The organism is Mesorhizobium sp. WSM3864, from assembly GCF_002294955.1.
Classification (GTDB): Bacteria; Pseudomonadota; Alphaproteobacteria; order Rhizobiales; family Rhizobiaceae; genus Mesorhizobium.
The window spans coordinates 1-26,137 of sequence record NZ_NSGD01000004.1 but is presented as its reverse complement, the minus strand read 5'-3'; the positions used below and the strand labels follow the sequence as shown (position 1 = coordinate 26,137).

27 protein-coding genes are annotated in these 26,137 nt (G+C 65.2%); 16 read left to right on the top strand and 11 right to left on the bottom strand.

Going from position 1 to position 26,137, the window contains the following annotated elements; translation table 11 throughout:
• Positions 1-11: 11 nt before the first annotated feature.
• Positions 12-752 carry a response regulator transcription factor gene (locus CK215_RS10405; protein WP_095830892.1) on the bottom strand — a complete coding sequence of 247 codons (741 nt, stop codon included), beginning with the start codon at positions 750-752 and terminating at the stop codon, positions 12-14.
• Positions 752-2,029, bottom strand: a complete 1,278-nt coding sequence (locus CK215_RS10400; protein WP_095779806.1) for a histidine kinase — start codon at positions 2,027-2,029, stop codon at positions 752-754. The genes CK215_RS10405 and CK215_RS10400 overlap by 1 nt, the downstream gene beginning before the upstream one ends.
• A gap of 223 nt (positions 2,030-2,252) precedes the next feature.
• Here CK215_RS10400 and CK215_RS10395 point away from each other — a divergent pair, with 223 nt between their 5' ends.
• The 7 genes from CK215_RS10395 to CK215_RS10365 all read left to right on the top strand — a co-directional run bounded on the left by CK215_RS10395 (position 2,253) and on the right by CK215_RS10365 (position 11,086).
• Positions 2,253-4,670 (top strand): glucan 1,4-alpha-glucosidase, encoded by a 2,418-nt coding sequence (locus CK215_RS10395; RefSeq protein ID WP_095830891.1) that lies wholly within the window; start codon positions 2,253-2,255, stop codon positions 4,668-4,670.
• A gap of 31 nt (positions 4,671-4,701) precedes the next feature.
• Positions 4,702-5,709, top strand: coding sequence for a phosphogluconate dehydrogenase (NAD(+)-dependent, decarboxylating) (gnd, locus tag CK215_RS10390; protein WP_095782676.1), 1,008 nt, complete (start codon positions 4,702-4,704; stop codon positions 5,707-5,709).
• 16 nt (positions 5,710-5,725) lie between these two features.
• Entirely contained in the window at positions 5,726-7,102 is a 1,377-nt protein-coding gene (gene zwf / locus CK215_RS10385) for a glucose-6-phosphate dehydrogenase (RefSeq protein WP_095830890.1), read from the top strand.
• A 16-nt stretch (positions 7,103-7,118) separates the two neighbouring features.
• Entirely contained in the window at positions 7,119-7,823 is a 705-nt protein-coding gene (locus CK215_RS10380) for an ROK family protein (protein WP_095830889.1), read from the top strand.
• 192 nt (positions 7,824-8,015) lie between these two features.
• On the top strand, positions 8,016-8,480 hold the full coding sequence (locus CK215_RS10375; protein ID WP_066998275.1) for a MucR family transcriptional regulator: 465 nt from the start codon (positions 8,016-8,018) through the stop codon (positions 8,478-8,480).
• Positions 8,481-8,590: 110 nt separating this feature from the next.
• Entirely contained in the window at positions 8,591-9,691 is a 1,101-nt protein-coding gene (locus CK215_RS10370) for a pyridoxal phosphate-dependent aminotransferase (RefSeq protein ID WP_095830888.1), read from the top strand.
• 156 nt (positions 9,692-9,847) lie between these two features.
• Positions 9,848-11,086, top strand: coding sequence for an MFS transporter (locus CK215_RS10365; RefSeq protein WP_095830887.1), 1,239 nt, complete (start codon positions 9,848-9,850; stop codon positions 11,084-11,086).
• Between the two features lie 71 nt (positions 11,087-11,157).
• Here the strand turns inward: CK215_RS10365 and CK215_RS10360 are convergent, their stop codons facing one another.
• The 6 genes from CK215_RS10360 to hemC form a co-directional block, all read right to left on the bottom strand.
• Positions 11,158-11,874, bottom strand: a complete 717-nt coding sequence (locus CK215_RS10360; protein WP_066998285.1) for a glutamine amidotransferase — start codon at positions 11,872-11,874, stop codon at positions 11,158-11,160.
• An 18-nt stretch (positions 11,875-11,892) separates the two neighbouring features.
• Positions 11,893-12,372, bottom strand: a complete 480-nt coding sequence (locus CK215_RS10355; protein WP_066998287.1) for a TerB family tellurite resistance protein — start codon at positions 12,370-12,372, stop codon at positions 11,893-11,895.
• A 32-nt stretch (positions 12,373-12,404) separates the two neighbouring features.
• Positions 12,405-13,976: a heme biosynthesis protein HemY gene (locus tag CK215_RS10350; protein WP_095830886.1), complete on the bottom strand. Its 1,572-nt coding sequence runs from the start codon at positions 13,974-13,976 to the stop codon at positions 12,405-12,407.
• Between the two features lie 10 nt (positions 13,977-13,986).
• Entirely contained in the window at positions 13,987-15,459 is a 1,473-nt protein-coding gene (locus tag CK215_RS10345) for a mitofilin family membrane protein (RefSeq protein WP_095830885.1), read from the bottom strand.
• Between the two features lie 105 nt (positions 15,460-15,564).
• The gene (locus CK215_RS10340; RefSeq protein ID WP_095830884.1) at positions 15,565-16,278 is read right to left on the bottom strand and encodes a uroporphyrinogen-III synthase; all 714 of its coding nucleotides are present in this window, start codon (positions 16,276-16,278) and stop codon (positions 15,565-15,567) included.
• Between the two features lies 1 nt (position 16,279).
• The gene (gene hemC / locus CK215_RS10335) at positions 16,280-17,206 is read right to left on the bottom strand and encodes a hydroxymethylbilane synthase (RefSeq protein ID WP_095830883.1); all 927 of its coding nucleotides are present in this window, start codon (positions 17,204-17,206) and stop codon (positions 16,280-16,282) included.
• A 224-nt stretch (positions 17,207-17,430) separates the two neighbouring features.
• Here hemC and tsaD point away from each other — a divergent pair, with 224 nt between their 5' ends.
• The 6 genes from tsaD to CK215_RS10305 all read left to right on the top strand — a co-directional run bounded on the left by tsaD (position 17,431) and on the right by CK215_RS10305 (position 21,524).
• Positions 17,431-18,516, top strand: coding sequence for a tRNA (adenosine(37)-N6)-threonylcarbamoyltransferase complex transferase subunit TsaD (gene tsaD, locus CK215_RS10330; RefSeq protein WP_170950287.1), 1,086 nt, complete (start codon positions 17,431-17,433; stop codon positions 18,514-18,516).
• Complete coding sequence (locus CK215_RS10325; RefSeq protein WP_095830882.1) at positions 18,513-19,538, top strand: NAD(P)H-dependent glycerol-3-phosphate dehydrogenase; 1,026 nt, start codon at positions 18,513-18,515, stop codon at positions 19,536-19,538. The genes tsaD and CK215_RS10325 overlap by 4 nt, the downstream gene beginning before the upstream one ends.
• 18 nt (positions 19,539-19,556) lie before the next feature.
• Positions 19,557-19,853 carry a YciI-like protein gene (locus CK215_RS10320; RefSeq protein ID WP_066998315.1) on the top strand — a complete coding sequence of 99 codons (297 nt, stop codon included), beginning with the start codon at positions 19,557-19,559 and terminating at the stop codon, positions 19,851-19,853.
• A gap of 101 nt (positions 19,854-19,954) precedes the next feature.
• Positions 19,955-20,380 carry an EVE domain-containing protein gene (locus CK215_RS10315; RefSeq protein ID WP_066998318.1) on the top strand — a complete coding sequence of 142 codons (426 nt, stop codon included), beginning with the start codon at positions 19,955-19,957 and terminating at the stop codon, positions 20,378-20,380.
• Positions 20,377-21,048 (top strand): methyltransferase, encoded by a 672-nt coding sequence (locus CK215_RS10310; RefSeq protein WP_095782689.1) that lies wholly within the window; start codon positions 20,377-20,379, stop codon positions 21,046-21,048. Before CK215_RS10315 ends, CK215_RS10310 begins: the two co-directional genes overlap by 4 nt.
• A gap of 50 nt (positions 21,049-21,098) precedes the next feature.
• Positions 21,099-21,524 carry a DUF1761 domain-containing protein gene (locus tag CK215_RS10305; RefSeq protein WP_095830881.1) on the top strand — a complete coding sequence of 142 codons (426 nt, stop codon included), beginning with the start codon at positions 21,099-21,101 and terminating at the stop codon, positions 21,522-21,524.
• A gap of 77 nt (positions 21,525-21,601) precedes the next feature.
• Here the strand turns inward: CK215_RS10305 and gcvA are convergent, their stop codons facing one another.
• Positions 21,602-22,528: a transcriptional regulator GcvA gene (gene gcvA / locus CK215_RS10300; RefSeq protein ID WP_095782690.1), complete on the bottom strand. Its 927-nt coding sequence runs from the start codon at positions 22,526-22,528 to the stop codon at positions 21,602-21,604.
• A gap of 132 nt (positions 22,529-22,660) precedes the next feature.
• Here gcvA and CK215_RS10295 point away from each other — a divergent pair, with 132 nt between their 5' ends.
• On the top strand, positions 22,661-22,918 hold the full coding sequence (locus CK215_RS10295; protein WP_095830880.1) for a DUF1127 domain-containing protein: 258 nt from the start codon (positions 22,661-22,663) through the stop codon (positions 22,916-22,918).
• A gap of 117 nt (positions 22,919-23,035) precedes the next feature.
• Here CK215_RS10295 and CK215_RS10290 read toward each other — a convergent pair whose 3' ends face one another.
• Positions 23,036-23,569: a L,D-transpeptidase gene (locus CK215_RS10290; RefSeq protein WP_245418658.1), complete on the bottom strand. Its 534-nt coding sequence runs from the start codon at positions 23,567-23,569 to the stop codon at positions 23,036-23,038.
• Positions 23,570-23,715: 146 nt separating this feature from the next.
• Here CK215_RS10290 and CK215_RS10285 point away from each other — a divergent pair, with 146 nt between their 5' ends.
• Together CK215_RS10285 and CK215_RS10280 are read left to right on the top strand one after the other, a co-directional pair.
• Positions 23,716-24,399 carry a response regulator transcription factor gene (locus tag CK215_RS10285; protein ID WP_066998380.1) on the top strand — a complete coding sequence of 228 codons (684 nt, stop codon included), beginning with the start codon at positions 23,716-23,718 and terminating at the stop codon, positions 24,397-24,399.
• Positions 24,400-24,645: 246 nt separating this feature from the next.
• Positions 24,646-25,104 carry a cyclic nucleotide-binding domain-containing protein gene (locus CK215_RS10280; RefSeq protein WP_095782692.1) on the top strand — a complete coding sequence of 153 codons (459 nt, stop codon included), beginning with the start codon at positions 24,646-24,648 and terminating at the stop codon, positions 25,102-25,104.
• A 33-nt stretch (positions 25,105-25,137) separates the two neighbouring features.
• On the opposite strand, the gene xth is transcribed toward CK215_RS10280, so the two are convergent.
• Positions 25,138-25,938: an exodeoxyribonuclease III gene (gene xth, locus CK215_RS10275; protein WP_095830878.1), complete on the bottom strand. Its 801-nt coding sequence runs from the start codon at positions 25,936-25,938 to the stop codon at positions 25,138-25,140.
• Positions 25,939-26,137: the final 199 nt, after the last annotated feature.

Here is a 26,137-nt window from a genome sequence, read left to right as displayed (position 1 = left end):
CATCGCGGGGCTTACTGCTCCTGCAACGGCGTTGCCTGCGCGAGCCAGGCGTCGAGCTGCTCCTGCTCGCGCCGCAGCGCATCGATGTTGATCAGGCCGCGCGCCATGGCCAGATAGATCGCGCGGGTGCGCGAATTGAACACCGACGCCTCGCCAAAGCCTTCCTCCGGCGGCACTATTCCGAGCTTCTCATAGACATGCTTGATGCGGCTCTGCGCGCCGCGGATCGATAGGCCGCGCCGCGCCGCGATCGCTCGGTCGGTGAGGCCGAGCGCGATGTCGATCAGGCTTTCATACTCGCCGTCGGTGATGCCCTCGAACCGGTCCTGGACGCGGTGCTGGATGCCGCGGATCTCGCGGTCGATGATGCAATGCCCCTCGCGGAACACGCCGCGCAGCGCCGAGCGCATGCCTTCTTCCGTCGCCGATTTCAGCACATAGCCATAGACCGACCCCGGCGGCACGATGCGGGCCACGCCGCGCACATAGGCCTCGTCGGCGAAGTTCGACCAGAACAGGATATGCGTGCCGGCGCGTCGGCTCCAGATGGCGCGCGCCACCTCGATCCCGGTCGCCTTGGGCAGCTGCAGGTCGAGCACGACATGCGGCGGCTGCCGCTCCGCCGCAAGATTGATGGCGTCCTCGCCGTCGCCGGCTTCGATCACCTCGACATCGCCGGGCCACAATTGCTCGACGGTCCGCCGCGCGAAGGTGCGATGCAGCCCGTCATTTTCGGCGATCATGACCAGCATCAGACTGCCTCCGCCACCGGCTGAACTTCGGTTATCGCGGTGCTGCACGCCGCCGCCTCGGCCTCGGCGGACTCGCGATCGATCTCGATCACGACCCTGGTGCCGCCCTTGCGGTCGGCCGGCTCGAAACGCAGCCGCGCCCCGACAAGGGCCGCTCGCGTGTGCATGTGGCCGATGCCGCCTTGAGCGGCGGGATCGATCGCGCCGCAGCCATGCCCGTCGTCGGTGACGGTCACGTTGAATGTGGTTGCCGTCGACGCCAGCTGCACCTCGATGCGGCTTGGCGCGGCATGACGGACCGCATTGTTGATGGCTTCCTGCACGATGCGATAGAGCGCGGTGCGAAGCGTTTCCGACAGGCCGTCGGCGCTGCCGTCGCTGGTGTCGGCGATGCGCACCGCGATCGGCGGCTTGGCCCTGGCAACGCTGCGGTTGAGATGTGCCTCGACCGCGTCGCGCAGGCCGAACAGTTCCAGGACGCTCGGCCGCATGTCGTCGACGATGTGGCGCAGCTCCGCCAGGCAGCCCGCCACCTCCTGCTCGAGATCGGCAAGCTGGGCCGTCCGCGCCACGCCCCGGCTGCGGAAAGCTGAAACCTGACGTGCGATCCGGGCCAGGTCGGCGAGCGTCTGGTCGTGCAGGTCCATGGCCATGCGGCGCCGCTCGCGCTCCATGCCCTCGGTCAGTTGCGAGGCGCCGACTCTCAGCAGTTCCGCCCGGTTGCGCGCCTCGCTTTCGGCGAGCATGGCGCGGCGCGCTTCCTCCGTCTGGATCAGCGCGAACATATAGGGCCCGATGAGGTCGGCGCATTGCTGAGCGACCTCGACGTCCTCTTGCGAGTAGCAGCCAGCCTTGTGCCGGCTGATGTTGAGCGCGCCGATCACGCTGCCGCGTGCCCGCAGCGGCACGATGATGCGGCTCCGCAGCTTGGCGGCGAAGATCGGTCCGTCGAACGCTCCCTCGAAGTGGAATCGGTCGTCAAGAAGTGCGTTGTCGGTCAGAAGATAAGGCGTGTCGCCCCACAGCACGCGCCGGATCGGGCTGCCCTCGACCGGATGCTGCGCCAGATCGCTCCAGCTGGTATGGAAGCCGGCCTCGTAGCAGGCATGCATGCGCCCATCGAGCGACAACACCGCCAGATCGATATGGTCGTGCGGGATGAGCGTGCCGATTTCGATCGCTGTCGCCCGGAACGCTGAGCCCGGATCGATATGGCCGGCGAGCGCCCGCGAGATCGCGAGCAGCCGATCGATCAGCTGGGGAGATACCTCCGACATGTCTCCTCCCTGTCCCCCTGATGAATGCCGTGGAACGACAGCCAAGCCGCGCCGCGCGGCCTCGATCCTGTTTTCCGCAGTTCCTCCCTGCCCGAGAAATAGTGAGCGCTTGACGGCGGCGCTGTCAACGATGGGTCAAGCGACCCGAGCCCGATCAACTTCGGGTGCGGCGATTGAAAAGCCGCCGGCTCCTGGTCTAGGAACGGCCGCAGGAGGCCAATTGATGGCAGTGACGCCGACCGTTGCTCAGGGCGCCCCGGGAATTCCCGCGCGCTGGACGTCAAGCGCCAAGAGCGGCGTCGGCACCGGGCTTTCAGCGAACAGCCCGCTTTGGTTCACCATCAGTCACGGCATATTGAACGAGGTCTATTATCCCCGCCTCGACAGCGCCTGCACGCGCGACCTGGGGCTGATCATAACCGGTCCCGATGGTTATTTCTCGGAAGAGAAACGCGATGCCGCCCACCTTATCGAGCCATTCGAAGCCGGCGTGCCCGGCTATCGCTTGGTCAACACGGCGGTCAACGGCTCGTATCGGATTGAAAAGCGCATTGTTACGGATTCGAAACGGCCCGTTCTGCTGCAGGAAATCACATTCGCGGCGCTCAAAGGCTCGGCCTCGGACCACCAGGTTTACGCGCTGCTCGCGCCGCATCTCGTCAATCGCGGCATGGGCAACACCGCCTGGGTCGGCCAGCACAAGGGGCAGCGTGTCCTCTTTGCGTCAGGCCGCGGCGTCTCGCTCGCGCTTGCCGCCTCGCCGCCCTGGGGCGCATGCTCGGCCGGCTATGTCGGTTTCTCCGACGGCTGGCAGCAGCTGCGGAATGGCGGCGCGCTCGATCCTGCCGCTGAGCGCGCGGAGGATGGCAATGTGGCGCTGACCGGCGAGATCGGCTTCTCGACAGGCAAGGGCACCGCATTGCTGGCGCTCGGCTTCGGCGCCTCGCCGGAAGAGGCGGCGGAGGTCGCGCTGGCCAGCCTGAAGGACGGTTTCGATGCGGCCGCCGAAACGTATGCCGCCAACTGGCGGAGTTTCCAGTCCGGCCTGGAGACGCTCGACAGGCAAGCCGCCTCCGGCTTGAACACCTGCCGCGTCAGTACCGCGGTGCTTGCCTCGCATCTGTCGATCGCCAGGCCTGGAGCCGCAGTCGCCAGTCTTTCGATCCCCTGGGGCTTCAGCAAAGGCGACGACGATCTCGGCGGCTACCATCTGGTCTGGCCGCGCGACCTGGTCGAAACGGCGGGGGGCTTCCTTGCAGCCGGCGACGCCAGGCAGGCGCTCGATGTCCTCACCTATCTCCGCTCGATCCAACAGGCGGACGGTCATTGGCCGCAGAACTGCTGGGCGAGCGGCACGCCCTACTGGCCTGGCATCCAGATGGACGAATGCGCCTTTCCGCTGCTGCTTGCCGACGCGCTCCGCCGCGCGGGTCATCTGCCGCGCGCGAAGCTCGACGACTTCCTAGCCATGATCGAAAGCGCGGCTTCCTATGTGGTGCGCAACGGCCCGGTCACCGGCGAGGACCGCTGGGAAGAGGACGCCGGCTACAGCCCGTTCACGCTGGCCGTCGAGATCGCGGCGCTGCTTGCGGCGGCTGACATGCTGGATGCTTGCGGCAAGAATGAACCGGCAAACTATCTGCGCGAGACGGCCGACTGCTGGAACGACCAGATCGAGCGCTGGACCTATGTCACCGGCACCGAACTCTGCGCCAGGGAGGGCATCGACGGCTACCATGTCCGCATCGCACCGCCCGACGGTGCTGGCGCCGCTTCGCCGAAGGACGGTTTCGTGCCGATCAAGAACCGCCCGCCCGGCGATAGCCATCGGCCGGCCGAGGCCATCATAAGTCCCGACGCGCTGGCGCTGGTCCGCTTCGGACTGAGAGCCGCCGACGATCCGCGCATCGTCAACACCGTCAAAGCCATCGACGCGCTTCTGCGCTGCGAGTTGCCGCAAGGCCCGCTCTGGTATCGCTATAGCGGTGACGGCTATGGCGAGCATGAGGACGGCTCGCCCTTCGACGGCACCGGCCGGGGCCGGCCCTGGCCGCTACTCGCCGGCGAGCGCGCGCATTACGAGCTGGCCGCCGGGCGACCCGGCAAAGCGGCCGAACTGCTCGAAACCTTCGAGCGCTCTGCCGGTGCAGGCGGTCTGCTGCCGGAGCAGGTTTGGGACAGACCCGACCTGCCGGAGCGCGAATTGCGGCTCGGCGCGCCATCGGGCAGCGCCATGCCGCTGGTCTGGGCGCATGCCGAGCATATCAAGCTGCTGCGCTCGCTGCGCGACGGCAAGGTCTTCGACATGCCGCCGCAGGGCGTCGAGCGCTACATCGAGCGCAAGACCGTTTCGCCGTTCAGGACATGGCGCTTCAACAACAAGATCCGCTCTCTTCCCGCCGGCAAGCTCCTGCGCGTGGAACTTGCGGCGCGCGGCGTGGTTCACTGGAGTAGCGACAAGTGGCTGACGGTGCGCGAGGACAACACGGTGGAGAACGCCTTCGGCGTCCACCTGGTTGACCTGGATGTCGCCGGCCTGCAGCCGGGATCGACGGTCGTCTTCACATTTTTCTGGCCCGAAGCGAGCCGTTGGGAGAATGTCGACTTCACCGTCGGCATCGATCCTTCGGATAGCCAGTAAGGTTCTTTCCTCAAGCTATTAGGATAACACCATGCAGATCGGAATGATGGGACTGGGCAGGATGGGCGCCAACATGGTGCGCCGCCTGATGCGCGACGGCCACGAATGCGTCGTCTACGACATCAATTCGGCAAGCGTCGCCGGCATGGTCAAGGACGGCGCCATCGGCGCCGCCTCGCTGGAGGAGTTCGTCGCCAAGCTCGCCAAGCCGCGCTGTGCCTGGCTGATGCTGCCGGCGGCGATCACCGGCAGGATCGTCGACCAGGTTGCGGCGCTGATGGAGCCGGGCGATATCATCATCGACGGCGGCAATTCCTATTATCACGACGCCGTCGACCAGGCGGCGAAGCTGGCGACCAAGGGCATCAATTTCGTCGATGTCGGCACCAGCGGCGGCGTCTGGGGGCTGGAGCGCGGCTACTGCCTGATGATCGGCGGCCCCGACGAAGCCGTGAAACACCTGGATTCGGTGTTCGCCACGCTGGCGCCGGGCGCCGACCCGGGCTCCAATCCGCCGAAAGACGCCGGAACCGCGCCTTACGGCTATCTGCATTGCGGGCCGAGCGGCGCCGGCCATTTCGTCAAGATGGTTCATAACGGCATCGAATACGGCGTCATGGCGGCCTACGCCGAGGGCATCAACATCCTGAAATCGGCCAATGCCGGCAAGCGCGCCCGCACGGCGGACGCCGAAACCAGCCCGCTCGAAAGCCCGCAATACTATCAGTTCGACATCGACCTGCCCGCCGTGGCCGAAGTCTGGCGCCATGGCAGCGTCATCGGCTCCTGGCTGCTCGATCTCACCGCCGGCGCGCTGAAGAACGATCCGTCGCTCGCCCAGTTCGGCGGCCGCGTCTCCGATTCCGGCGAAGGCCGCTGGACGCTCAAGGCCGCGATCGATACCGGCGTTCCGGCGCCGGTGCTCTCCTCGGCGCTGTTCGACCGCTTCTCCTCGCAAGGCGAATCCGCCTTCGCCGACAAGCTCTTGTCCGCCATGCGTTACGCTTTCGGCGGCCATGTCGAAAAGCCGAAGGCGTGAGGGTGGGAGTGACGGGATGAGCCAGGAGAGATCCGACACGCTGGTGCTTTTCGGGGCGACCGGCGACCTTGCGCATAAGAAAATATTTCCGGCGCTCTATCAGATGGTCGCCAAGGGAACGCTGAGCGAGCCGGTGATCGGCGTCGCTTTCGATCCTTGGGACCTTGGCAAGTTGGTGGACCGTGCCCGCGACGGCATCGTCAATGCGCTGGGCGCCGTCGACGACAAGGTGTTCGCCAGGCTCGCCTCGCTGCTGCGCTATGTCAGCGGCGACTATCGCGATCCGGTGACATTCGAGAGATTGAAGACGGCGCTCGGATCGGCGCAGCGGCCGCTGCATTACATGGCAGTGCCGCCCACCATGTTCGAAACCGTCGTCCAGGGCCTCGAACAATCCGGCACCGCGCGGGGCGCCAGATTGATGGTCGAAAAGCCTTTCGGCCACGATTTGCAGTCGGCCCGCTGGCTGAACCGCGTGTTGCACCTGGTGTTCGACGAACAGTCCATCTTCCGCATCGACCACTATCTCGGCAAGGAAGCGATCCAGAACCTGCTCTATTTCCGTTTCGCCAACGCTTTCCTCGAGCCGATCTGGAACCGCAACTTCGTCGAGAGCGTGCAGATAACCATGGCCGAGGATTTCGGCATCGAAGGCCGCGGCAAGTTCTATGACGACGTCGGCTGCATCCGCGACGTCATCGAGAACCACCTGCTCAACATCCTGCTGTTGCTCGCCATGGAGCCGCCGGTCGGCCGCTCTGCCGACGATTTGATCGACGAGAAGGTGCAGGTGCTGCGCGCCATCCGCACCTTGACCAAGGACGATGTCGTGCGCGGCCAGTTCGACGGCTATCTGGCCGAACCGGGCGTGCGGCCGAACTCGCCGGTCGAGACCTTCGCCGCCGTACGCTTCTTCGTCGACACCTGGCGCTGGCAGGACGTGCCGTTCTTCATCCGCGCCGGCAAGAACATGCCGGTGCATGCGACCGAAGTGATCGTGCGGTTGAAGCGCCCGCCACTCGACGTCTTCGATCCGATCAAGCCGGGCGACGCCAACTATGTCCGTTTCCGTATCGATCCGCAGGTGGCGATCTCGATCGGCGCCCAGCGCAAGGTAGCCGGCGACGACATGATCGGCGAGCAGGTGGAACTGACCGCGCTCGACGACAGCAAGGGCGATATGCCGCCCTATGAGCGGCTGATCGGCGACGCCATGAACGGCAACGGCCAGCTCTTCACGCGCCAGGACGCGGCCGAGCTTGCATGGCGGATCGTCGGACCGGTGCTTGGCGACACCACGCCGCCTCCGATTTACGCGCCGAAGACCTGGGGGCCGGCCGACGCCATGAAAGGCTTCGGCCCCCCCAATGGCTGGATCAATCCGACGAAATAGCTTCTCGGGGGACGGGATGGCGAAAGCAACAAAACGGGCTTCGACGAAGGACGGGCAGGTCGTCCTCACCATCGACGTCGGCGGATCGCGTGTGAAAATTCTCACTAGCGCCGGCGGCGAGATGCGCCGCACCGAGTCCGGGCCGGGCCTGACACCTGAGCAGATGGTGGCTTCGGTGAAGAAGCTGGCCGAGGGTCTGGATTACGACGTCATTTCGATGGGCTACCCTGGCCCGGTCAGGGACAACAAGCCGTCGCTCGACCCCTTCAATCTCGGCAAGGGCTGGAACGGCTATGATTTCGCCGCCGCCTTCGGCAAGCCGGTCAAAGTCGTCAACGACGCGCTCCTGCAGGCGATCGGCAGCTATGACGGCGGCCGTATGCTGTTCCTCGGCCTCGGCACCGGCCTGGGCGCCGCCATGATCCTCGACAATGTCGGGCAGCCGATGGAGCTTGCTCATCTTCCTTACAAGAAGGGCGGCAGCTTCGAGGACTATGTCGGCGAGCGCGGCCTGGAAAAGCACGGCAAGAAAAAATGGCGCAGATACGTTTTCGATGTCGTAAACAGGCTTCGCGCCGCCTTGCAGCCGGACTATGTGGTCATCGGCGGCGGCAATGTCGACAAGCTCGATGAATTGCCTGAAAAATCCAGGCGCGGCGACAACACACGTGCTTTCGAAGGCGGATTTCGACTGTGGCGAGATAAGGCGCTGATCGTCTGATATTTTTACTTTTCAGTATAGTCGTTCAAAATAACGTGTAGTCGCACGACCTGTCGTTGCGCCGCGCAGATTTGCCGACTAGGAATCCGCCGGCCTGCCGCACATGCGCCCGTCTCGGCGCGCCAAGCGCGCGGCAGCGCGCTGGATTTTTACATCCCGATTTGCGGCCGTGCGGCATAGAGGAGGACTGACGTGGACGAGGAAACCAATACAGCCAAGGAAGATGTCGACCTGCTCGAGCTCACCGCCCACATCGTGTCGGCCTATGTCGCCAAGAACCGGCTGCCTGCTTCGGGCCTGGGCGAGCTCATCGCCAGTGTCGCCTCCTCGATCGGCGCCCTGAACCAGCCGCCGACTCCGCCGGCACCGCCGCCCGTTCCTGCCGTCAATCCCCGGCGCTCGGTGACGCCGGACTACATCATCTGCCTCGAGGACGGCAAGAAGTTCAAATCGCTGAAGCGTCATATCGGCGTGCATTTCGGGCTGAGCCCGGAAGCCTACCGGACCAAATGGGGCCTGCCGGCAGACTACCCGATGGTCGCGCCTAATTACGCGGCATCGCGCTCCGAGCTCGCCAAGTCGATCGGCCTCGGCCGCAAGGCGGAAGCCGAGCCGGAGAAGCCGGCAAAGGCCAGGAAGGTAAAGGCCCCCGCCTGAACGATCTTGGCCCTGTGCCAACGTTTTGAAGAAGCCTGCCAAGGAATCCGCCTTGGCAGGCTTCCTGCTTTTGGCTTGGATAAGACAAGCGAAGGCTGTTCGGGTGAGCCATGAATTATGCGAGGATGGTGATCGAGAAGGAAGCGCCGGAGGAATACGGCTACGACCGCATTCGCTTCAATCTCTCCGAAAGCTCGATCGCCGACCAGAAGCTTGCCGATATCGGCCTCTCGCTGCCCGACCTCACCTTGTTCTACGGCGAGCATCGCGGCGACAAGCAATTGCGTGCGCTGATCGCCGGGCAGGACAAAGGGCTCTCCCCAGCCGACGTGCTGGTTACCGCCGGCGCTGCGGGCGCGCTGTTCATCATTGCTACCTCGCTGCTTTCGGCCGATGACCATCTCGTCGTCGTGCGGCCGAACTATGCCACCAATATCGAGACGCCCAAGGCGATCGGCTGCGCCATCAGCTATGTCGATCTCGACTTCGACGAGGGCTTCGCCGTGGATGTCGCGCGGGTCGCGGCGGCGGTGCGGCCGAACACCAGGCTGATCAGCGTCACCTGCCCGCACAACCCGACCGGCACGATGATGACCGGCGCCGATCTCGACGCGCTGGTCGCGCTTGCCGAAAGCCGCCGCTGCCGGCTTCTGGTCGACGAAACCTATCGCGATCTGTCCTATGGCGAGCGCCTGCCCTCCGCGGCATCGCTCAGTCCAAGCGCGATCAGCGTCTGTTCCCTTTCGAAAGCTTTCGGCATTCCGGGCATCCGCATCGGCTGGCTGGTCAGCAAGGACCACGCTCTGCAAGAGACGTTCCTCGCCGCCAAGGAGCAGATCGGCATCTGCGGCAGTGTCATCGACGAGGCGATCGCACGCTCCATGCTCGAGCGGCGCGATGCCTTCCTTGCATCGTTGCTGCCGGAGATGGCCAAGCGCCGCGATATCGTCCAGGCCTGGATCGACGGCGAGCCGCTGGTCGACTGGATGCGTCCGCAAGGCGGTGTGGTCGGCTTCCCGCGGCTGAATGTCGATGCGGGCTTCGACCTCGACCGGTTCTACGCTCGGCTCCTGGAAGAACACGGCACTTATGTCGGTCCCGGCCACTGGTTCGAGATGCCGAAGCGCTTCTTCCGCGTCGGCTTCGGCTGGCCGAAAGAGGCGGAATTGCGCGGCGGGTTGCAAGCGATTTCCGCCGCGCTGAGAGACTGAGCCTCCTTGACCGTGAACGATAATTCCGAAGTTCCTTCATCCCGCGCCGATTTTTTGCGCGCGCGACGAGGCGAACTGGGCTAAGGGTCTCCGGCCGGAACAGCGCCCACCGTGGAAGTGCCCCGCCGGCCGATGTCACAACGGGGCCCTCGAATCATGACCGCCGAAGCAACTTCACCTGAACAGCGCTACGCCGCCTTCCGGCACCGGCCGTATCTCAGCTACTGGACGGCGCGCTTCCTCACCACTTTCGCCACCCAGATCGTCTCAGTCGCCGTCGGCTGGCAGATCTACGACCTGACGCGCAATCCCTTCGACCTCGGCATCGTCGGCATCGTCCAGTTCCTGCCGTCGCTGCTCCTGGTGCTTGTCACCGGCGTCGTCGCCGACCGCTTCGGCCGCCGCCTGATCATGACATTGGCGTCGTTCGTCGAGGCCGGCTGTGCGCTCACTCTGTTGTTGCTGACGCTGCGCGGCCTTGGCGGCCCGCTGCCGATCTTCGTCGTGCTCGCCATGTTCGGCATCGCCCGCGCCTTCTACGGGCCGGCCTCGTCCTCGCTGGTCGCCAATCTGGTGCCGCCACAGGATTTCGCCAACGCCATTGCCTGGAATTCGTCCGCCTGGCAGACGGCAACCATCGTCGGCCCGGTCGCCGGCGGCCTGCTCTACGGCCTTTCGGCGGAGATCGCCTACGCTACTGCGGCGATCCTGATGCTTATCGCCGCGCTGCTCGTCTTCACCATCCCCAAGCCCGCGCAGCAGACGGCTACCGACAAGCCGACGATGCAGACCCTGTTTGCCGGCTTTCGTTACATCTGGGGCGAGAAGATCGTGCTCGGCGCGATCTCGCTCGACCTGTTCGCGGTGCTGCTCTCCGGCGCCTCGGCGCTGCTGCCGGTCTATGCCCGCGATATTCTGGAGCTTGGGCCCTGGGGCCTCGGCCTGCTGCGCTCGGCGCCTGGCATCGGCGCCATCGCCGTGGCCGTCTGGCTCGCCGGCCATCCGATCCGCGACCATGCCGGCAAGATCATGCTCGGTTTCGTCGCCTTGTTCGGCGCCTTCACCGTCCTGTTCGGCGTCTCGACCATCACCTGGCTGTCGATCGTGGCGCTCGCCATGCTCGGAGCCACCGACATGTTCAGCGTCTATATCCGCGAGACGCTGATCCAGCTCTGGACGCCCGACGAGGTGCGCGGGCGCGTCAACGCCGTCAACCAGGTCTTCGTCGGCGCTTCCAATGAGGTTGGCGAGTTCCGCGCCGGCACCATGGCGGCGCTGATCGGCACCGTGCCGGCGGTGGTGATCGGCGGCGTCGGCGCCATCGCGGTTGCCGGGATCTGGGCTTGGTTGTTCCCTGCGCTGCGGCAGGTGCGGCATTTGAATAGCAGGAACTAATTGCCGGCGCAGCAACTTTGACGGCCGGACTAGAAGAGTGCAGCGGCTTCCCTCTGCAATTGCGGCAAAATCTATCCGACGGCCGGCTTGCCGAAGATCAGGCTCAAAAATTCGCCGAGCCAGCGCTTGAGGTGCATGTCCCAGATCAGCCGGCCGCCGAGATGATCGCGGCCGGGCTGCGCGCCCGGCAGCTCGAAGCGATGCGCGCCACGCACCACCCAGCGCTGCATCATCACCCTGGTCAGCTCGCCATGGAACTGGATGCCCCAGGCATTCTCGCCATACCGGAAAGCCTGGTTGGGATAGGTTTCAGCCGTGGCGAGCAGCGTCGCGTCCTTCGGCAGGGAAAAGCCCTCGCGGTGGAACTGGTAGACCATCTCCGGCCAGTGCAGCAGTTTCTTGCCGGCGTCGGTCGCCTTCAGCGGATACCAGCCGATCTCGACCAGTCCTTCGCCATGGCCCTCGACCCTGCCGCCAAGATGCCTGGCGAGCATTTGCGCGCCGAGGCAGATCCCAAGAAAAGGCCGGTTTTCCTTGAGCGGGATTTCGAGCCACTCGGTCTCACGCCGGACGAACTCGTCCTGGTCGTTGGCGCTCATCGGCCCGCCGAAGATCACCGCCCCGGCGTGGCCGTCCAAAGTGCAGGGAAGCTCTTCGCCAAGCGGCGGCCGGCGAATGTCGAGATCGAAACCTTCTTCCAGAAGCATATGGCCGACGCGGCCGGGGCTCGAAGTCTCCTGATGCAGCACGATCAGGATTTTTGGTCTCGGCCTGGGTCTGGGTGGCATGGAAGAAGAAAGGTCCAGCTATTCGTCGCTCGATGTGCCCCGAGCGCCCGGGGCTTCGGCCGCCGCCTTGCGGCGCGCCTCGATGCGGTCGTGGCGCTCGACACCGATCAGTTCGGCGACGCGCCAGACGGTGTTGTCCTCGAGCTCGTGCAGCTCGCCGTCGGCGTAGACGATCTCCCACATCAGGCCGATGAAGGCCTTGCGCGCCTCGGCATCCAGATGGCGCTTGAGCACGCTGGTGAAGGCATAGAGGTCGATCGCCTCGTTATCGGCACGCTCGCCGGCGGCGGCCAGCGCGTCGAGCTCGTCGCCGCTGATCGAATAGGTCTCGGCCAGGATCTCCTTGAAGCGCTCCCACTCGATATCCTGGCGCACGCCGTCGGCGTTCATCACGTGATAGAGCAGCGCCGAGGCCGCGACGCGCGGATCGTCCGCGCTTGGCTTGCTCGCGCCCGCAGCAGGCAAGTCCCTCAGGAAGGACAATACGCGTTCGAACATCGATGCTTTTTCCCTGTCCGCCAAGCCGAGCCTCAAAACAAACGAAACCGGCGCGGCGATTTTTCCGCCTCGTCTTCCGGCGTGACGCCGGGATCATCCGGCAAGCGCGGCAACTCCGGCGCCTGCTCGACCACCGTGTCATCGGCGGCTGCGACCGCGGTTTCCCTCTCCACCCCGTTCGGCGCCTCGGCGGCCGCCTTCTCGGCCGAACTATCGGGCTCAAGGTCGATAGCTCTCTCGTCAGCCGGTAAAGCGGGCGCCGATGCAGCGATCGCGGGAACCGCCTCCTCAACCTCGCTGTCGATCAATTGCCCGAGCCGCTCCATCGGCGCGCGCCAGGTGAACGCGTCGAGCTTGCCGGTGATCGGCGATACCGGCGCCCAGCGCTCCGAGACGACACCGTCCGCCACCCAGGCCGGATCGCGCGGCGCGCGCACAGCCTTGGACAGCAGCTGCCGCACCTTGCCCTGGTCGCCGCTTTCGGCCTCCTCGATGTCGGCCAGCAACAGATAGGCGCCTTCGCGGCGATCCATGCGGATGGCGGATTCCGCCTCGCGCCTGGCGATGGCGAAATCCTGCGCGTCGAGCGCGGCGCGCGCCACCGCCATCGACGATTCGGCATGGTTCTTCTTCAATTCCTGCAGCTTTTTCGCCCGGTTGAGGCGATCGAGCACGGCATCGCCCGGCCTCGCATGGATGTAGAGCTCGGCAATATCCGGATGCGGTTCGGCCCGCCAAGCGGTCTCCAGGATCTTGGAACCCTTGCGCACATCGTTGTGCTTAATCAGCAGGTTGGCCGCGATCACCGCGGCCGGCGCGAAATCGGGCGCCAGCTTGTTGGCTTCGAGCGCCGCGGTCCGGGCAGCGTTCGGATCGCTGTCGACCAGCGCCTGCGCCTTGGCAGTGAGCAGCACGGCGCGGCGGCGGTTGGCGGCATCGCGTTCGATTTGCCTTGTCGATTTCTGCGCCTCGACCAGCTTCAACGCGCCGTCCCAGTCGCCGCGCTCGGTCAGCTCTTCAAGCGTCGATTCCGCCGCCCAGGCAAGCTGCGGTGCCACAGCTGCGGCACGACCGGCATAGTGGCGCGCGGCGTTGCGGTCGCCCAGTCGCTCAGCTTCGAGATAGAGCCCGCGCAGGCCGAGCAGTCGCATCTCCGGATCATCGAGCATGCGCTCGAACTTTTCCCGCGCGCCGTCATGGTCGCCTTCGAGCAGCGAGGCCTGCGCATCGAGCAGGTTGATCAGCGGCTCCTGGTCGGAACTGATCAACTTGGCGGCCTCCTTGGTCTTCTTGCGCGCCAGCGCGCCGTCGCCGGCGCCGGCCGCGATCATCCCCGTCGACAGCGCCTGGTAGCCGCGGTCGCGGCGGCGCACCCGGAAATAGCGCGAGATCGCATAAGGGCTGTTCCACAGCGACTTGATCAGCCACCAGACGATCATCACCGCTGCGACCACGGCAACGATCGCCACCGCCGCCACCATCAGCGTGACCTGGTACTGGTAGCCGTTGAAGGTGACGATCATCTCGCCCGGCCGGTCGGCCAGCCAGGCAAAGCCGAGCCCCAGCGCGAAGACGACGGCGAGGAAGGCGAGGATGCGGATCATTTGACGGTCCTCATGCCTTGGTCGCGCCGCCAATCAGCGCTTCGATCTGCTTTTCGACCTCGAGCCGCGCCTTCAGTTTGCCGGCGAAGTCGGCGCCGGCCGCCTTCGACGCATCGGGCAGGGTATCGTATTCGGCGAGAGCCTTGGCATAGTCGCCCTGGCTGACTGCCACTTCAATGCGCGCGACGGTTTCCGGCACGCCCTTGCCTTCGACGGCGCCGACCGGCCGCACCTGCACCAGCGATTTCGCGCTCGACACCAGGCTTTGGAAGAAGCCGGCATTCTGGTCGACCGGCGTTGCCGCTTCGATCATGGCGTTGGCGGCGGCTTCGGCCTCGGAAGCGATGGTGGCTCGCGTGGGCACGCCTTTTTCCGCATAGCCGCGCAGAACGCCAAGCTCCGGCGCGTTGGGCGCAATCGCGGCGAACGTGTCGAGCTCGGTCGCGAACGGCGCGCCGCGATCGAGCGCCGCCTTCAGCGCCGAAGCGGCGATCGCCAACGCGATCTTCGGCTGCGAGGCCTGCGCCTCGACCTTGCCGGAGAGCTGCTGCACCGACTGTTCCAGCGCAGCGATCCGGCTGTCCGCCGCCTTCGCCGCGTCGCCCGCCGATTTCACAAGCGCGTCGAGCCCGGCGAGCTTCTCGTTGAGCGGGGCGAGATCGACCGGTGCAGCATTTCCGGCCTTCTGCAGGTCGGCGACCGACGTCTCGATCTGGCCGACCTTGTCGGTGAGCGCCTTGAGCGCGGCGCCGTCGCCGCCCTGTCCGGCCGAGGATTTCAGCGCCGCGACGTCCGACTTCACCTGGTCGAGCGCCGAGGACAGGCCGTCGACCTTGGCCGAAGCGCCGGTATCGGCCGTTTCCTTGAGTGCCGCGATTTGGCTTCTCAGCGAGGCGATCTCGCCGGTGACGCCGTCGGGCGAGGGCCCGCCGACCGAAGTCGGAGAGCCGAGCAGCCCTACCGCTTGCAGAAGGCCGGCGCCGGCAAGCGCGACAACGCCGCCGATCACGCCGGCGGCAATCATGTTGACGCCTGAGCGCCTGGCGGCCGGGAAGTCGCGATCGTCGCTTCGGGTTTCGCTCGGCTTCGCCGTCGAGGCGGCAAAACTGGTCTTGGCTGCCGACGCATCCTCGAAACTGTAGCCGAAGCTTTTTGGTTCGCTCTTCGGAGCCTCATCAGTGCCCGGATAGGATGCTTCCGCCCCATCCTTGTTGGTTCCAGCCTGGTCAGCTCCGCCCTGCGCCGCGTCGGTGTGTTCCCACGGCTCGATGTCGGCCTGTTCGGCATGGATCGGCTCTTCGGGAGCTTCGGGCTGCGAAGCAGCAGCCCCTTCCTCTGCCTTCGCCTCGTCGGTTCGTTCCGTGTTGGTATCGGTATTGGCGGCATCCTCGTCGGTGATTCGCGAGACGGCGCCGGGTTCGAGTTCGATGGTCACCGGCTCGCGGCGGCTCTTCGAATGTCGCACCTTAGGCGTCTTGACCATGCTTGGGCTCCGCAAATTGGCTTGAGGATGGTTCAAAGGGTCTAGAGCTCAAGGATGCTCTACCACATCACCAAGCGGTGAAAAGGGGCGGTGTGATGACGCGGCTCAGCCCGGTAGCGACAAAAGCTGGAACAGCGCGTCCTCGTCGGGTTGAGAGGCAATGCGAACCTTTTGCCCGCCAACCCCGTCCAATGCGTTGGCGATTCTTACGGACAGAGCCAAAAACTCCGCCCGTTCAAAGAGATGCCGCAGTGTTGGGCGCATGGCCAGGCCAATCATCACGGGCGCCGCCTTGGCCGAATAGAGCAGCACTGCCTCGACTGGCGTGCCCGACAAGCGGGCAACGACGTCATCGTCGCCATAGTCCAATTCGATCGTGTCGTAGGTCTCGACAGGCCGGACACGCACCCGGGCTGCCGCCAGCCGTTCTTCGAACACCGGAAAACGCACCCGGCCACAAAGATAAACCATCTCCTTGCCCGTAAGTTCGGCGGTTATCTGGCCGGCCAGTGCTTCGGCATCGCCTGCGCCTTCAAAGACGGACGTAAATCCAGCCGCACGGCAGGCTTCCGCCGTCCTTGTCCCGACCGCATGGCAAGGCAGGGCGGCAAGCGCGGCGACCAGTTCCTTGGGCGCATAGCGGACAGCATTGGCGCTGGTAACGGCAACCGCGGCAGCAGCGGGAAAGACGCTTGCCTCGACCGGTAACGCCACTGTTTCCGTCAGTGGCAGCAGGACGGGCTGGAACCCCTGGGCCTGAAGCCGCCGGGCCGTGCGGGAGGCGCTCGGTTCCGGCCTCGTCACCAGGACGCGGACCATGTCAGGCCCAGCCGTCGAAGAATTTTGCGCCGGCCTTGGCGCGAACGGCCCGCGCGGCTTCCGCGCCGATATTCGCCGCGTCCCGGGCCGGGCCGTTCAATCTGACCTCATGCGACTCGGTGCCGTTGGGCGAGATGATCAACCCGGCGAAAGACAGGTTTTCGTCCGAAACGATCGCATGGCCGGCGATCGGCGTCCGGCAGGAGCCGTCGAGCGCAGCAAGAAAAGCCCGCTCGCAGGCCAGCGCCTGGCCGGTCGGCATGTCGTGAATAGCCGCCAGCATTTTTTCGACCGCGCTGTCGCCGATGCGGCTTTCGATGCCGATCGCCCCCTGCCCCGGCGCCGGCGGAAAGACATCCAGCGGCATCAGATCGGTAATCACGCTCTCGAGCCCGAGCCGCTTCAGCCCGGCATAGGCGAGGATGGTGCCTTCGGCCACGCCCTCATCCAGCTTCCGCAGCCTGGTCTGCACATTGCCGCGGAACATCACCACATTGAGGTCCGGCCGCATCCGGCGGAGCAGCGCCTGGCGCCGGAGCGACGACGAGCCGAGCGTCGCGCCATGCGGCAGATCGGCGATCCGCTTCGCGGTCTTGCCGATGAAGGCGTCGCGCGCGTCCTCGCGCGGCAGGAAGACGGAAAGCTTCAGCCCGTTGGGCAGCACCGTCGGCATGTCCTTCGAGGAATGCACGGCGATATCGATGCGGCGGTCGAGCAGCGCTTCCTCGATCTCCTTGGTGAACAGGCCCTTGCCGCCCGCTCCCGACAACGGCCGGTCCTGAATGCGGTCGCCGCTGGTTGAGATCGGCACAATTTCGAAGGCCTGCTCGGGCAGGCCATGCGCCTGCATGAGCCGCGCCCGCGTCTCATGCGCCTGGGCGAGCGCCAGCGGGCTGCCGCGTGTTCCGATTTTCAAGGTTGTTTGCATGGCGCGCGGTCCGTGATAACCCCCCAAGCGATTTCGAGGTCTGCCGAGATTCAGGTCAGGCCGAGCCGAAAATGGCGGATTTCGAGAACCGGCGCGTACTTTTGGGTACGCGAGCGCCGGAAGCGCAGAAAACCGCCATTTGCAGGCCGGCATCACCTGACTATCGACAGACCTCCTATATAGGAAAGGTCGGAGACACAATCTTCGAGGACAGCGACGAATTGATCCGCGTTCTGGGCATTGAGACAAGCTGCGATGAGACGGCGGCCAGCGTGGTGGCGCTGGACGGCGACTCCGCGCCCGAAATCCTCTCCAATGTCGTCTTGAGCCAGATCGAGGAGCATGCCGCCTTCGGCGGCGTCGTCCCCGAGATTGCCGCGCGCGCCCATGTCGAGGCGCTGGATGGGATCGTCGAGGCAGCGCTGACCGATTCGGCCGTATCGCTCGATGAGGTCGACGCCGTCGCCGCGACTGCCGGGCCGGGGCTGGTCGGCGGGCTGATCGTTGGTCTGATGACCGCCAAGGCGATCGCCGCCGCCGCGAACAAGCCGCTGATCGCCATCAACCACCTCGAAGGTCACGCGCTGACCGCCCGGCTGACCGACGGGCTCGACTTTCCCTATCTGCTCTTGCTGGTCTCCGGCGGCCACACCCAGATCGTCGCGGTGCGCGGCGTCGGCGACTACCAGCGCTGGGCAACGACCATCGACGATGCGCTGGGCGAAGCCTTCGACAAGACGGCCAAGATGCTTGGCCTGCCTTATCCGGGCGGGCCGAATGTCGAAAAGGCCGCGGCCGGCGGCGATGCGAGCCGCTTTGCCTTCCCGCGTCCGATGAAAGGCTCGGCGCAGCCGGATTTCTCCTTCTCCGGCCTGAAGACCGCTGTGCGCCAGGCGGCAACGGCGATCGCGCCGCTCAGCGACCAGGACGTCGCCGACATATGCGCCTCCTTCCAGGCGGCGGTAGCCGATGCGCTGGGCGACCGTGTCGCGCGGGCGCTCGCCCGTTTCCGCAAGGAATTTCCCGAGACGGCAAAGCCTGCGCTGGTCGTCGCCGGCGGCGTCGCCGCCAACCGCACGATCAAGGCAACGTTGGAGGCGCGCTGTTCCAAGGCCGGCTTTGCATTCGTCGCGCCGCCGCAAAAGCTTTGCACCGACAATGCCGCGATGATCGCCTGGGCCGGCATCGAGCGGCTGCGCGCCGGGATGGCCGACGCGAGCGCCGCCGACTTCGTGCCGCGCTCGCGCTGGCCGCTGGACAGTGTTTCCGCCCCCTTGGTCGGCTCGGGCCGTCGCGGGGCAAAGGCATGACTGACGCGGTCACGAACGGCGCACAAACCAAGGCGCCCAGCGGCTGGCGTGTAGCAGTGCTTGGCGGCGGCGCCTGGGGCACGGCGTTGGCGCTTGCCATGCTGCGCGCCGGCCATTTTGTCCGCCTCTATGCCCGCGATCCCGACACCGTCGACGCGATCGACCGTGGCGAAAACCCGCACTATCTGCCCGGCATCGCGATCGAGCCCGGCATCGTCGCCACCAGCGATATCGCTGCTGCGCTCGACGGTGCGAATTGCGTGCTGGCGGTAACGCCCGCGCAATCGCTGCGCGCGGTGCTGACCGCCGCCGCCGGCCATGTGCCATCCGGCGTGCCGCTGGTCCTTTGCGCCAAGGGGATCGAGCGCGACACCGGCGCGCTGCTGTCCTCGATCGTCGAGGAAAACCTGCCCGACAATCCGGTCGCAGCACTTTCCGGCCCGAGCTTCGCCAGCGATGTCGCGCGCGGCTTGCCGACGGCCGTGGTGGTGGCCGGCCGCGACGGAGAACTGGCGGCCGATCTCGCTGCCCGCTTCTCGGCCGAGAACCTGCGCTGCTATTCCAGCGACGATCTCATCGGCGTCGAGATCGGCGGCGCGCTGAAGAACGTCTTCGCCATTGCTGCCGGCGCCGTCACCGGAGCCAAGCTTGGTGCCAGCGCCCAGGCCGCCATGGTGACGCGAGGCTTCGTCGAGCTGCGCCGCATCGGCGCCGCGTTCGGCGCCAGGCCGGAAACGCTGATGGGGCTCTCCGGCCTCGGCGACCTGCTGCTCACCTGTTCCTCGGCGCAGTCGCGCAACTTCGCCTACGGCCTGACGCTCGGCCAAGGCAAGGAGCTCACCGGCCTGCCGCTCGCCGAAGGCGTGCCGACGGCCGCCATTGCCGCCCGCATAGCCGCCGAGCGCGGCATCGAGGCGCCGATCATTGCAGCTGTCGCCGCCATCCTCGATGGCAAGGTGACCATCGGCCAGGCGGTGACGGCGCTGATGACGCGGCCGCTCAAAACCGAAACCGACATTTGAAGCCTCGGAGTTGAAAACATGCTGTTTGCATTGATTTGCAAGGACAAGCCCGGCAGCTTGCAGCTGCGCGCCGACACAAGGCCGGCGCATGCGGCGTTCCTGGAAGGGCTGATCAGCGAAGGAAGACTTGCCTTCGCAGGTCCCTTCCTCGACGCTGCCGGCAAGCCTGACGGAAGCCTGGTGATGATTGAGGCGCCCGACATGGCCGGCGCGCAAGCCCTGGCGGCCGCCGACCCTTATGCCAAGGCTGGCCTGTTCGAAAGCGTCGAAATCCGTCCATGGAATTGGGTCTTCCAGAAGCCCGCCGCCGCGTGACCGGTCGCTGGCGCTCCCGCTCCCCGCGAGAACGGGGAAAGGATAAGGAAGAGCGCCAACGCTTCAATCGTGGCGAACCGACAATCAAGGGGACAACTGAGATGAACTACTGGCTGTTCAAGTCCGAACCTTCGGTCTTTTCCTTCGAGGCGCTGAAGGCGAAGGGCAAGGCCGGCACGCAGTGGGACGGCGTGCGCAACTACGCCGCGCGCAACAACATGAAGGCCATGCAGATCGGCGATCTCGGTTTTTTCTACCATTCCAATGAAGGCCTCGACATCGTCGGCATCGCCGAGGTCTGCGCGCTCGCCCACCCCGACTCCACCACGGACGATCCACGCTGGGAATGCGTCGACATCCGCGCCCGCAAAGACGTGCCGAAGCCGGTGACGCTGGAACAGGTCAAGGCCAATCCGAAGCTGGCCGACATGGCGCTGGTGCGGCTTGGCCGGCTTTCCGTGCAGCCGGTGACGCCGGCAGAGTGGAAAGAAGTCTGCCGCATGGCCGGCCTCGACCCGGCGCCGTGACCAGACTCACTCCCAAAAACGCAAGGACATTCATCCTCGACAATACGGCGCTGATGGCGCCGCCGCACGTGCCGGAAGTGCTGCTGCACCTGGCTGACGAGGCGCACGACCTCTGGCTGCGCACCGAGGAGGAGCTGGCCGAGATCGGCCTGCCGCCGCCCTTCTGGGCTTTCGCCTGGGCCGGCGGCCAGGGCCTTGCCCGCTATGTGCTCGACCATCCGGCGACGGTGCAGGGGAAACGCGTGCTCGACTTCGCTTCCGGCTCCGGCATGGTCGCCATCGCTGCCTTGAAAGCCGGCGCGGCTGAAGTGACCGCGGCCGATATCGATCCCTTTTGCGCGACGGTCATCACCCTCAACCTCGAAGCCAATGGTGTGAAGGCCGATTTCGTGGATGCGGACTCCACCGGCACGGATGACGGCTGGGACGTCGTCTTGGCCGGCGATGTCTTCTACGACAAGCCTTTGGCGGAGAGGCTGACGCCGTGGTTCACGAGCCTCAAGGCGCGCGGCGCCGACATCCTCGTCGGCGATCCCGGGCGCGCCTATCTGCCGAAGACCGGACTGCAATCGCTCGCCGTCTACCAGGTGCCGGTGACGCGCGTGCTGGAGGATGCCGAGGTCAAGCGCACGACCGTGTGGCGATGGGTTTCCGCCGCTTCGGCTTGACGCAGCCGGCGAACAGGGATTCCATCGCTCATCTTTCGGGAGGGGATTCTATGGATTTCTCAACGGTGAACTGGCTGGCAGTGATCGCCGCAGCCGTCGTGGCGTGGCTGTTCGGTGCCGCCTGGTACATGGGCCTGAGCAGGCCCTGGCTGAAGGCGGCAAAGCTCGATCCGGCGACGATGAAGCGCACGGCCGTTCCGTTCATCGTCAGCTTCGTCGCCGAGCTCGTCATGGCGCTGGTCATGACCCTGGTGGTCGGCGCGATGACCGGCGGCGAGCCCAACCCGCTCGCCGGCGTGATCTTCGGCTTTGTGCTCTGGTTTGGCTTCGTCGCCACCACGTTGTCGGTCAACCACCGCTATCAGGGCTTCGGCTGGGAGCTCACGCTGATCGATGCCGGCCATTGGCTCGGCGTGCTGCTCATCATCGGCGCCGTGATCGGTTGGTTCGGCGCGCCGGCCGCGCCGGCAGGCTAGAGCATTTCCAGGAAAAGTGTGAAACGGTTTCCGTCGGAATTGCGCCCAATAAACAGAGAGAGCGGTCCGGAGCGCCGCTACCCCGCGTCTGCGTCTTTCGTGACTTCGTCGAGAAGCCATTCGCGGAAGGCGACGATGCGCGCGTCGTCCTTCATCGCTTCCGGATAAACCAGGAAATAGGCGAACTCCGGCGCGACCTTGATGCCGAGTTCGAAGGGCCGGATCAGCCGCCCTTGCGAAAGGTCGTTGGCCACCATGGCGAAGTCGGCAAGCGCCACCGCATTGCCGTCGAGCGCCGCCTGCGCGGCATCGGTCGAGGACCCGAAGACAAGGGTGCGGCTGTCGTCGAAATCTTCGACCCCTGCCGCGTGCATCCACATGCTCCAGTTCGGCCAAGTGACGCCCTGCCGGGACCATTCGATATGCGCCAGCGTATGGTGGAAGAGATCGCGCGGCTCCTTCAGCGGCGGGCCTGAGGCGAGCAGCGCCGGGCTGCAGACGGGGATGATGATGTTCTCGAACAGCCGGTGAGCGCAGAGCCCGGGATATTTGCCGGTACCGAAACGAATGCCGATATCGACATCGTCCCGCTCGAAATCCCTGACTTCATAGGTAATGTCGAAGCGCAACTCGACGCCCGGCTTTTGCCGGCGGAAACCGTCGACGCGCCGCATCAGCCACTTGGTTGCGAACTGCGCGTCGAGCGTCACTTTCAGCAGCGCCGTGCCTCTCGCCATCTTGCGCGCGCGGGTAACGGCGCGGCCAAGCAGGTCGAGCGCATCGACCGAGGCTTCGAACAGAACGTTTCCCGCTTCGGTCAGCCGCATGGTGCGGCTGGTGCGCGTGAACAGCACGAGGTCGAGCTGATCCTCTATTTCCTTGATCTGGTGGCTGACGGCCGCCGGCGTCAGGCCAAGCTCGTCCGCGGCACGGGTGAAATTGAGGTGCCTCGCCGCTGCCTCGAACGTCCTCAACGCACGGGTTCCGGGCAGCAAGCGGGCCATCCCCATCTCCAAAAAAACCTTGATAATCGGACAAGAACTACTCGTTTCCCGTTTGTTTTTCAATCCGGCAAGATGGCCGCATCGATAAACCATCAAACCGGATTTGATATCCGGAGAACACGGGATAGAGCCATGACCGAGATCGTCCTGAAGTCCCACGCCGCTCCGAAATCCAACTCCGGCATCACGCTTTGGCTGCGTTCGGCATTCGAGTGGCTGCGCCAGGCCCGGGTCGCCGCTCGGTTTCCCGACGAATCCGTCGAGGATCTCTCCGACCGCCAGCTGCGCGACATCGGCGTCGAGCGCAGGGACGTCGCAAAGGCGATGAACCGGGACCTTGGCCGGATCGGATTGCTGGATACCGGCTGGCAGCAGCCTAAGCGGCACTAGGGGAACAGGGAATAAGGGAGTAGGGGAGTAGACAGGGAATCTTGGTTCGGTGGACGTGCGTCCGCCGTGACATACCCTTACTCCCTTACTCCCTTACTCCCTTACTCCCTTACTCCCTTACCTCACCACCTTCACCACCGTCCGGTCCGACAGCAGCGGCAGCAGCCTCGCCATGGTGCGCGCCGTTACCGCGACGCAGCCTTGCGTCGGCGTGAAGCCGGGACGCGCCAGATGGAAGAAGATCGCGCTGCCGCGCCCGCGCCGGCGCGGCGCGATGTTCCAGTCCAGCACCAGGCACACATCGTAGAGCCGGTCGGCGCGCCGCATCCGTTCATGGCTGGCGCCGTAAGGGATCTTCACCGGCCGGTTGTAGTTGCGGTCGTCCGGCACCTCGCACCAGCCGAGATCCGGGCCGATCGGCGCCATCGCCAGCCCCGTCCGGCGGCCGCCGGGAAACTGGTCGTTGCGGAAATAGCCTGACAATATCCGCATCGCAGCCAGCGGCGTCGCGCCGTCGCCCTCGCGCTTGCTGGCGGAAATGCCGCCGCGCCCGAGGGCGCAGGGAAACACCGTTTGGCCGGCTTGCAGCAAGCCCTGCGCAGGGTTGCCGGGCCTTGCACGCACAACCAGGGCATGCAGGCCTTTGGGCAAAAATTCGCCTGCCGCATTGCGCGCGCGTTTTTTCTTGTATGATTGTCTCACGGAACAAATCACTGTGAACGACTGTTGCGCCGGTGAGCTTCCGCATAAATGGGGGGAGGTCAACTGAATATTCTTTTTAAAACAACGGATTGATCATGACATCACGCACCATTCTAATCGTTGACGACGACGACGACCTGCGAGCCACCCTCGTCGAGCAGCTGGCGCTTTACGAGGAATTCGACGTCCAGCAGGAAGCCACCGCCGCAAAAGGCGTCGCCACGGCGCGCGGCGGCCTTGTCGATCTGCTCATCATGGACGTCGGCCTGCCAGACATGGACGGTCGCGAGGCGGTGAAGATCCTGCGCAAGGGCGGCTATAAGGCCCCGATCATCATGCTGACCGGCCACGACACCGATTCCGACACCATTCTGGGGCTCGAGGCCGGCGCCAACGATTACGTCACCAAGCCTTTCCGCTTCGCGGTGCTGTTGGCGCGCATCCGTGCACAGTTGCGCCAACACGAGCAGAGCGAGGACGCCACCTTCTCGGTCGGCCCCTACACCTTCAAGCCCAGCCAGAAGCTTTTGATCGATCCGCGCGGCGCCAAGGTGCGGCTGACCGAAAAGGAAGCCTCGATCATCAAATATCTCTATCGCGCCGACCAGAAGGTGGTAACGCGCGACGTGCTCTTGGAAGAAGTGTGGGGTTACAATTCCGGCGTCACCACCCACACGCTGGAAACCCATGTCTACCGGCTGCGCCAGAAGATTGAGCGCGATCCTTCCAATGCCGAAATTCTTGTGACAGAAAGCGGCGGCTACAAGCTGGTTCCTTAAACATTTCATGATTTAGAGCAATTCCAGGAAAAGTGTGAAAGCGGTTTTCCGATCGGAATTGCGTCGAACCAAACAGATAGGCGGTCGGGCGGGACTGCCTCGGGTACGATCCTGATGCTGGAGGGTGATGGATCGGCTCGCTGCACGCATCGCACGACGCGTGATTGAAAGTTGGAGTGCGCGCTCCCGCAAGGAGGCGGCGCTCCAAAGGAGGGACTGGACTGACCGCTCGGGGACACAGCTAGCATGGCGCTGGATGACGACATCCGCATCCTGTCCGCCGTGAAGCTTTTTCAGGGCTTCACGCAGGAACAGTTGCGCCTGCTGGCCTTCGGCGCCGAGACCACTTTTCTGCAGGCCGACCACAAGCTCTACCGCGAGGATGACGTGGCCGACTCGGCCTATATCGTCGTCAGCGGGCGGATAGTCCTCTATCGCGAGCAGGGCAGCGGCGAACGCGTCCCGATCGGCACGGCAGGCCCCGGCGCCATGCTCAGCGAACTGGCCCTTATCGCCGACACCAACCGGCTGACCAGCGCCTCGGCCGCGATCGATTCGGAAGTGATCCGCTTGAGCCGCAAGATGTTCCGCCGCATCTTGGAGGAGTATCCGGAGCTGGCGGTGCAGCTGCACGAGCGCATCCTGGAGGAATTCCAAGAGATGATCGCCCGCATCGAGGAGCTCGCGCCACGGTTTACGGAATAGACGCGCCGCAGCGCCTCTGCCGATTGATAGCGCTCAATCCAATTCAAACTTCGCGATGACCGGCACATGGTCCGACGGCTTCTCCCAGCCGCGCGCCGCCTTGACAATCTCGTAACCGGCAAAGCTCGGCACCAGATTGGCGGACGACCAGATATGGTCGAGCCGCCGGCCGCGGTCCGATGCTTGCCAGTCCTTCGCGCGGTAGCTCCACCAGGTGTAGAGCTTTTGCTCGGCCGGCACGTTGAGCCGCATCAGGTCAACCCAGCCGCCGGCCCGCCGCATCGCCTCGAAGTTTTCGGTCTCGACCGGCGTGTGGCTGACGACGTTGAGCAATTGCTTGTGCGACCACACGTCATGCTCCTGCGGCGCGATGTTGAGGTCGCCCACCAGGATCGAGGCATCGTGCTCGCTCGCCGGCACGCTGTTCATCTCATGGACGAAATCGAGCTTGTGGCGGAATTTCCGGTTGATCTCCGGGTCCGGCTCATCGCCGCCGGCCGGAACGTAGAAATTGTGCAGCAGAATCGACCTGCCGCCGGCCCGGACCCTGACCGAGAGATGCCGGCTGTCGTCGATCTCGCAGAAACGCCGCTTCTCGACCAGCGCGATCGGCCGGCGCGCCACCGTCGCCACGCCGTGATAGCCTTTCTGGCCGTGGAACAGGATGTGCTCGTATCCCGCCTTGCGGAAAGCCTTTTCCGGAAACAGCTCGTCCGGAACCTTGGTTTCCTGCAGACAGAGCACGTCCGGCGCGTGCTCCTTGAGCAGCCGCTCGACGATCGGCATGCGCAGGCGCACCGAGTTGATGTTCCAGGTGGCGATGGAAAAGGGCATGCGGCGGGTCCGGCAAGAGGTCGCCGAACTACTGCCAGCCGCCAGCCATAAAAACAAGCCGGCGACAATCGCCGAGGCTGGCGCCACCCCTCATTGCCTGCCGGGCATTTCTCCCCGTAAACGGCAGGGGAATCGCATATGGTTTTTTGGGACTTGAAGTTGGCCTGAGAAGGGATTCTTTGGACAGGCAGTCTAACGA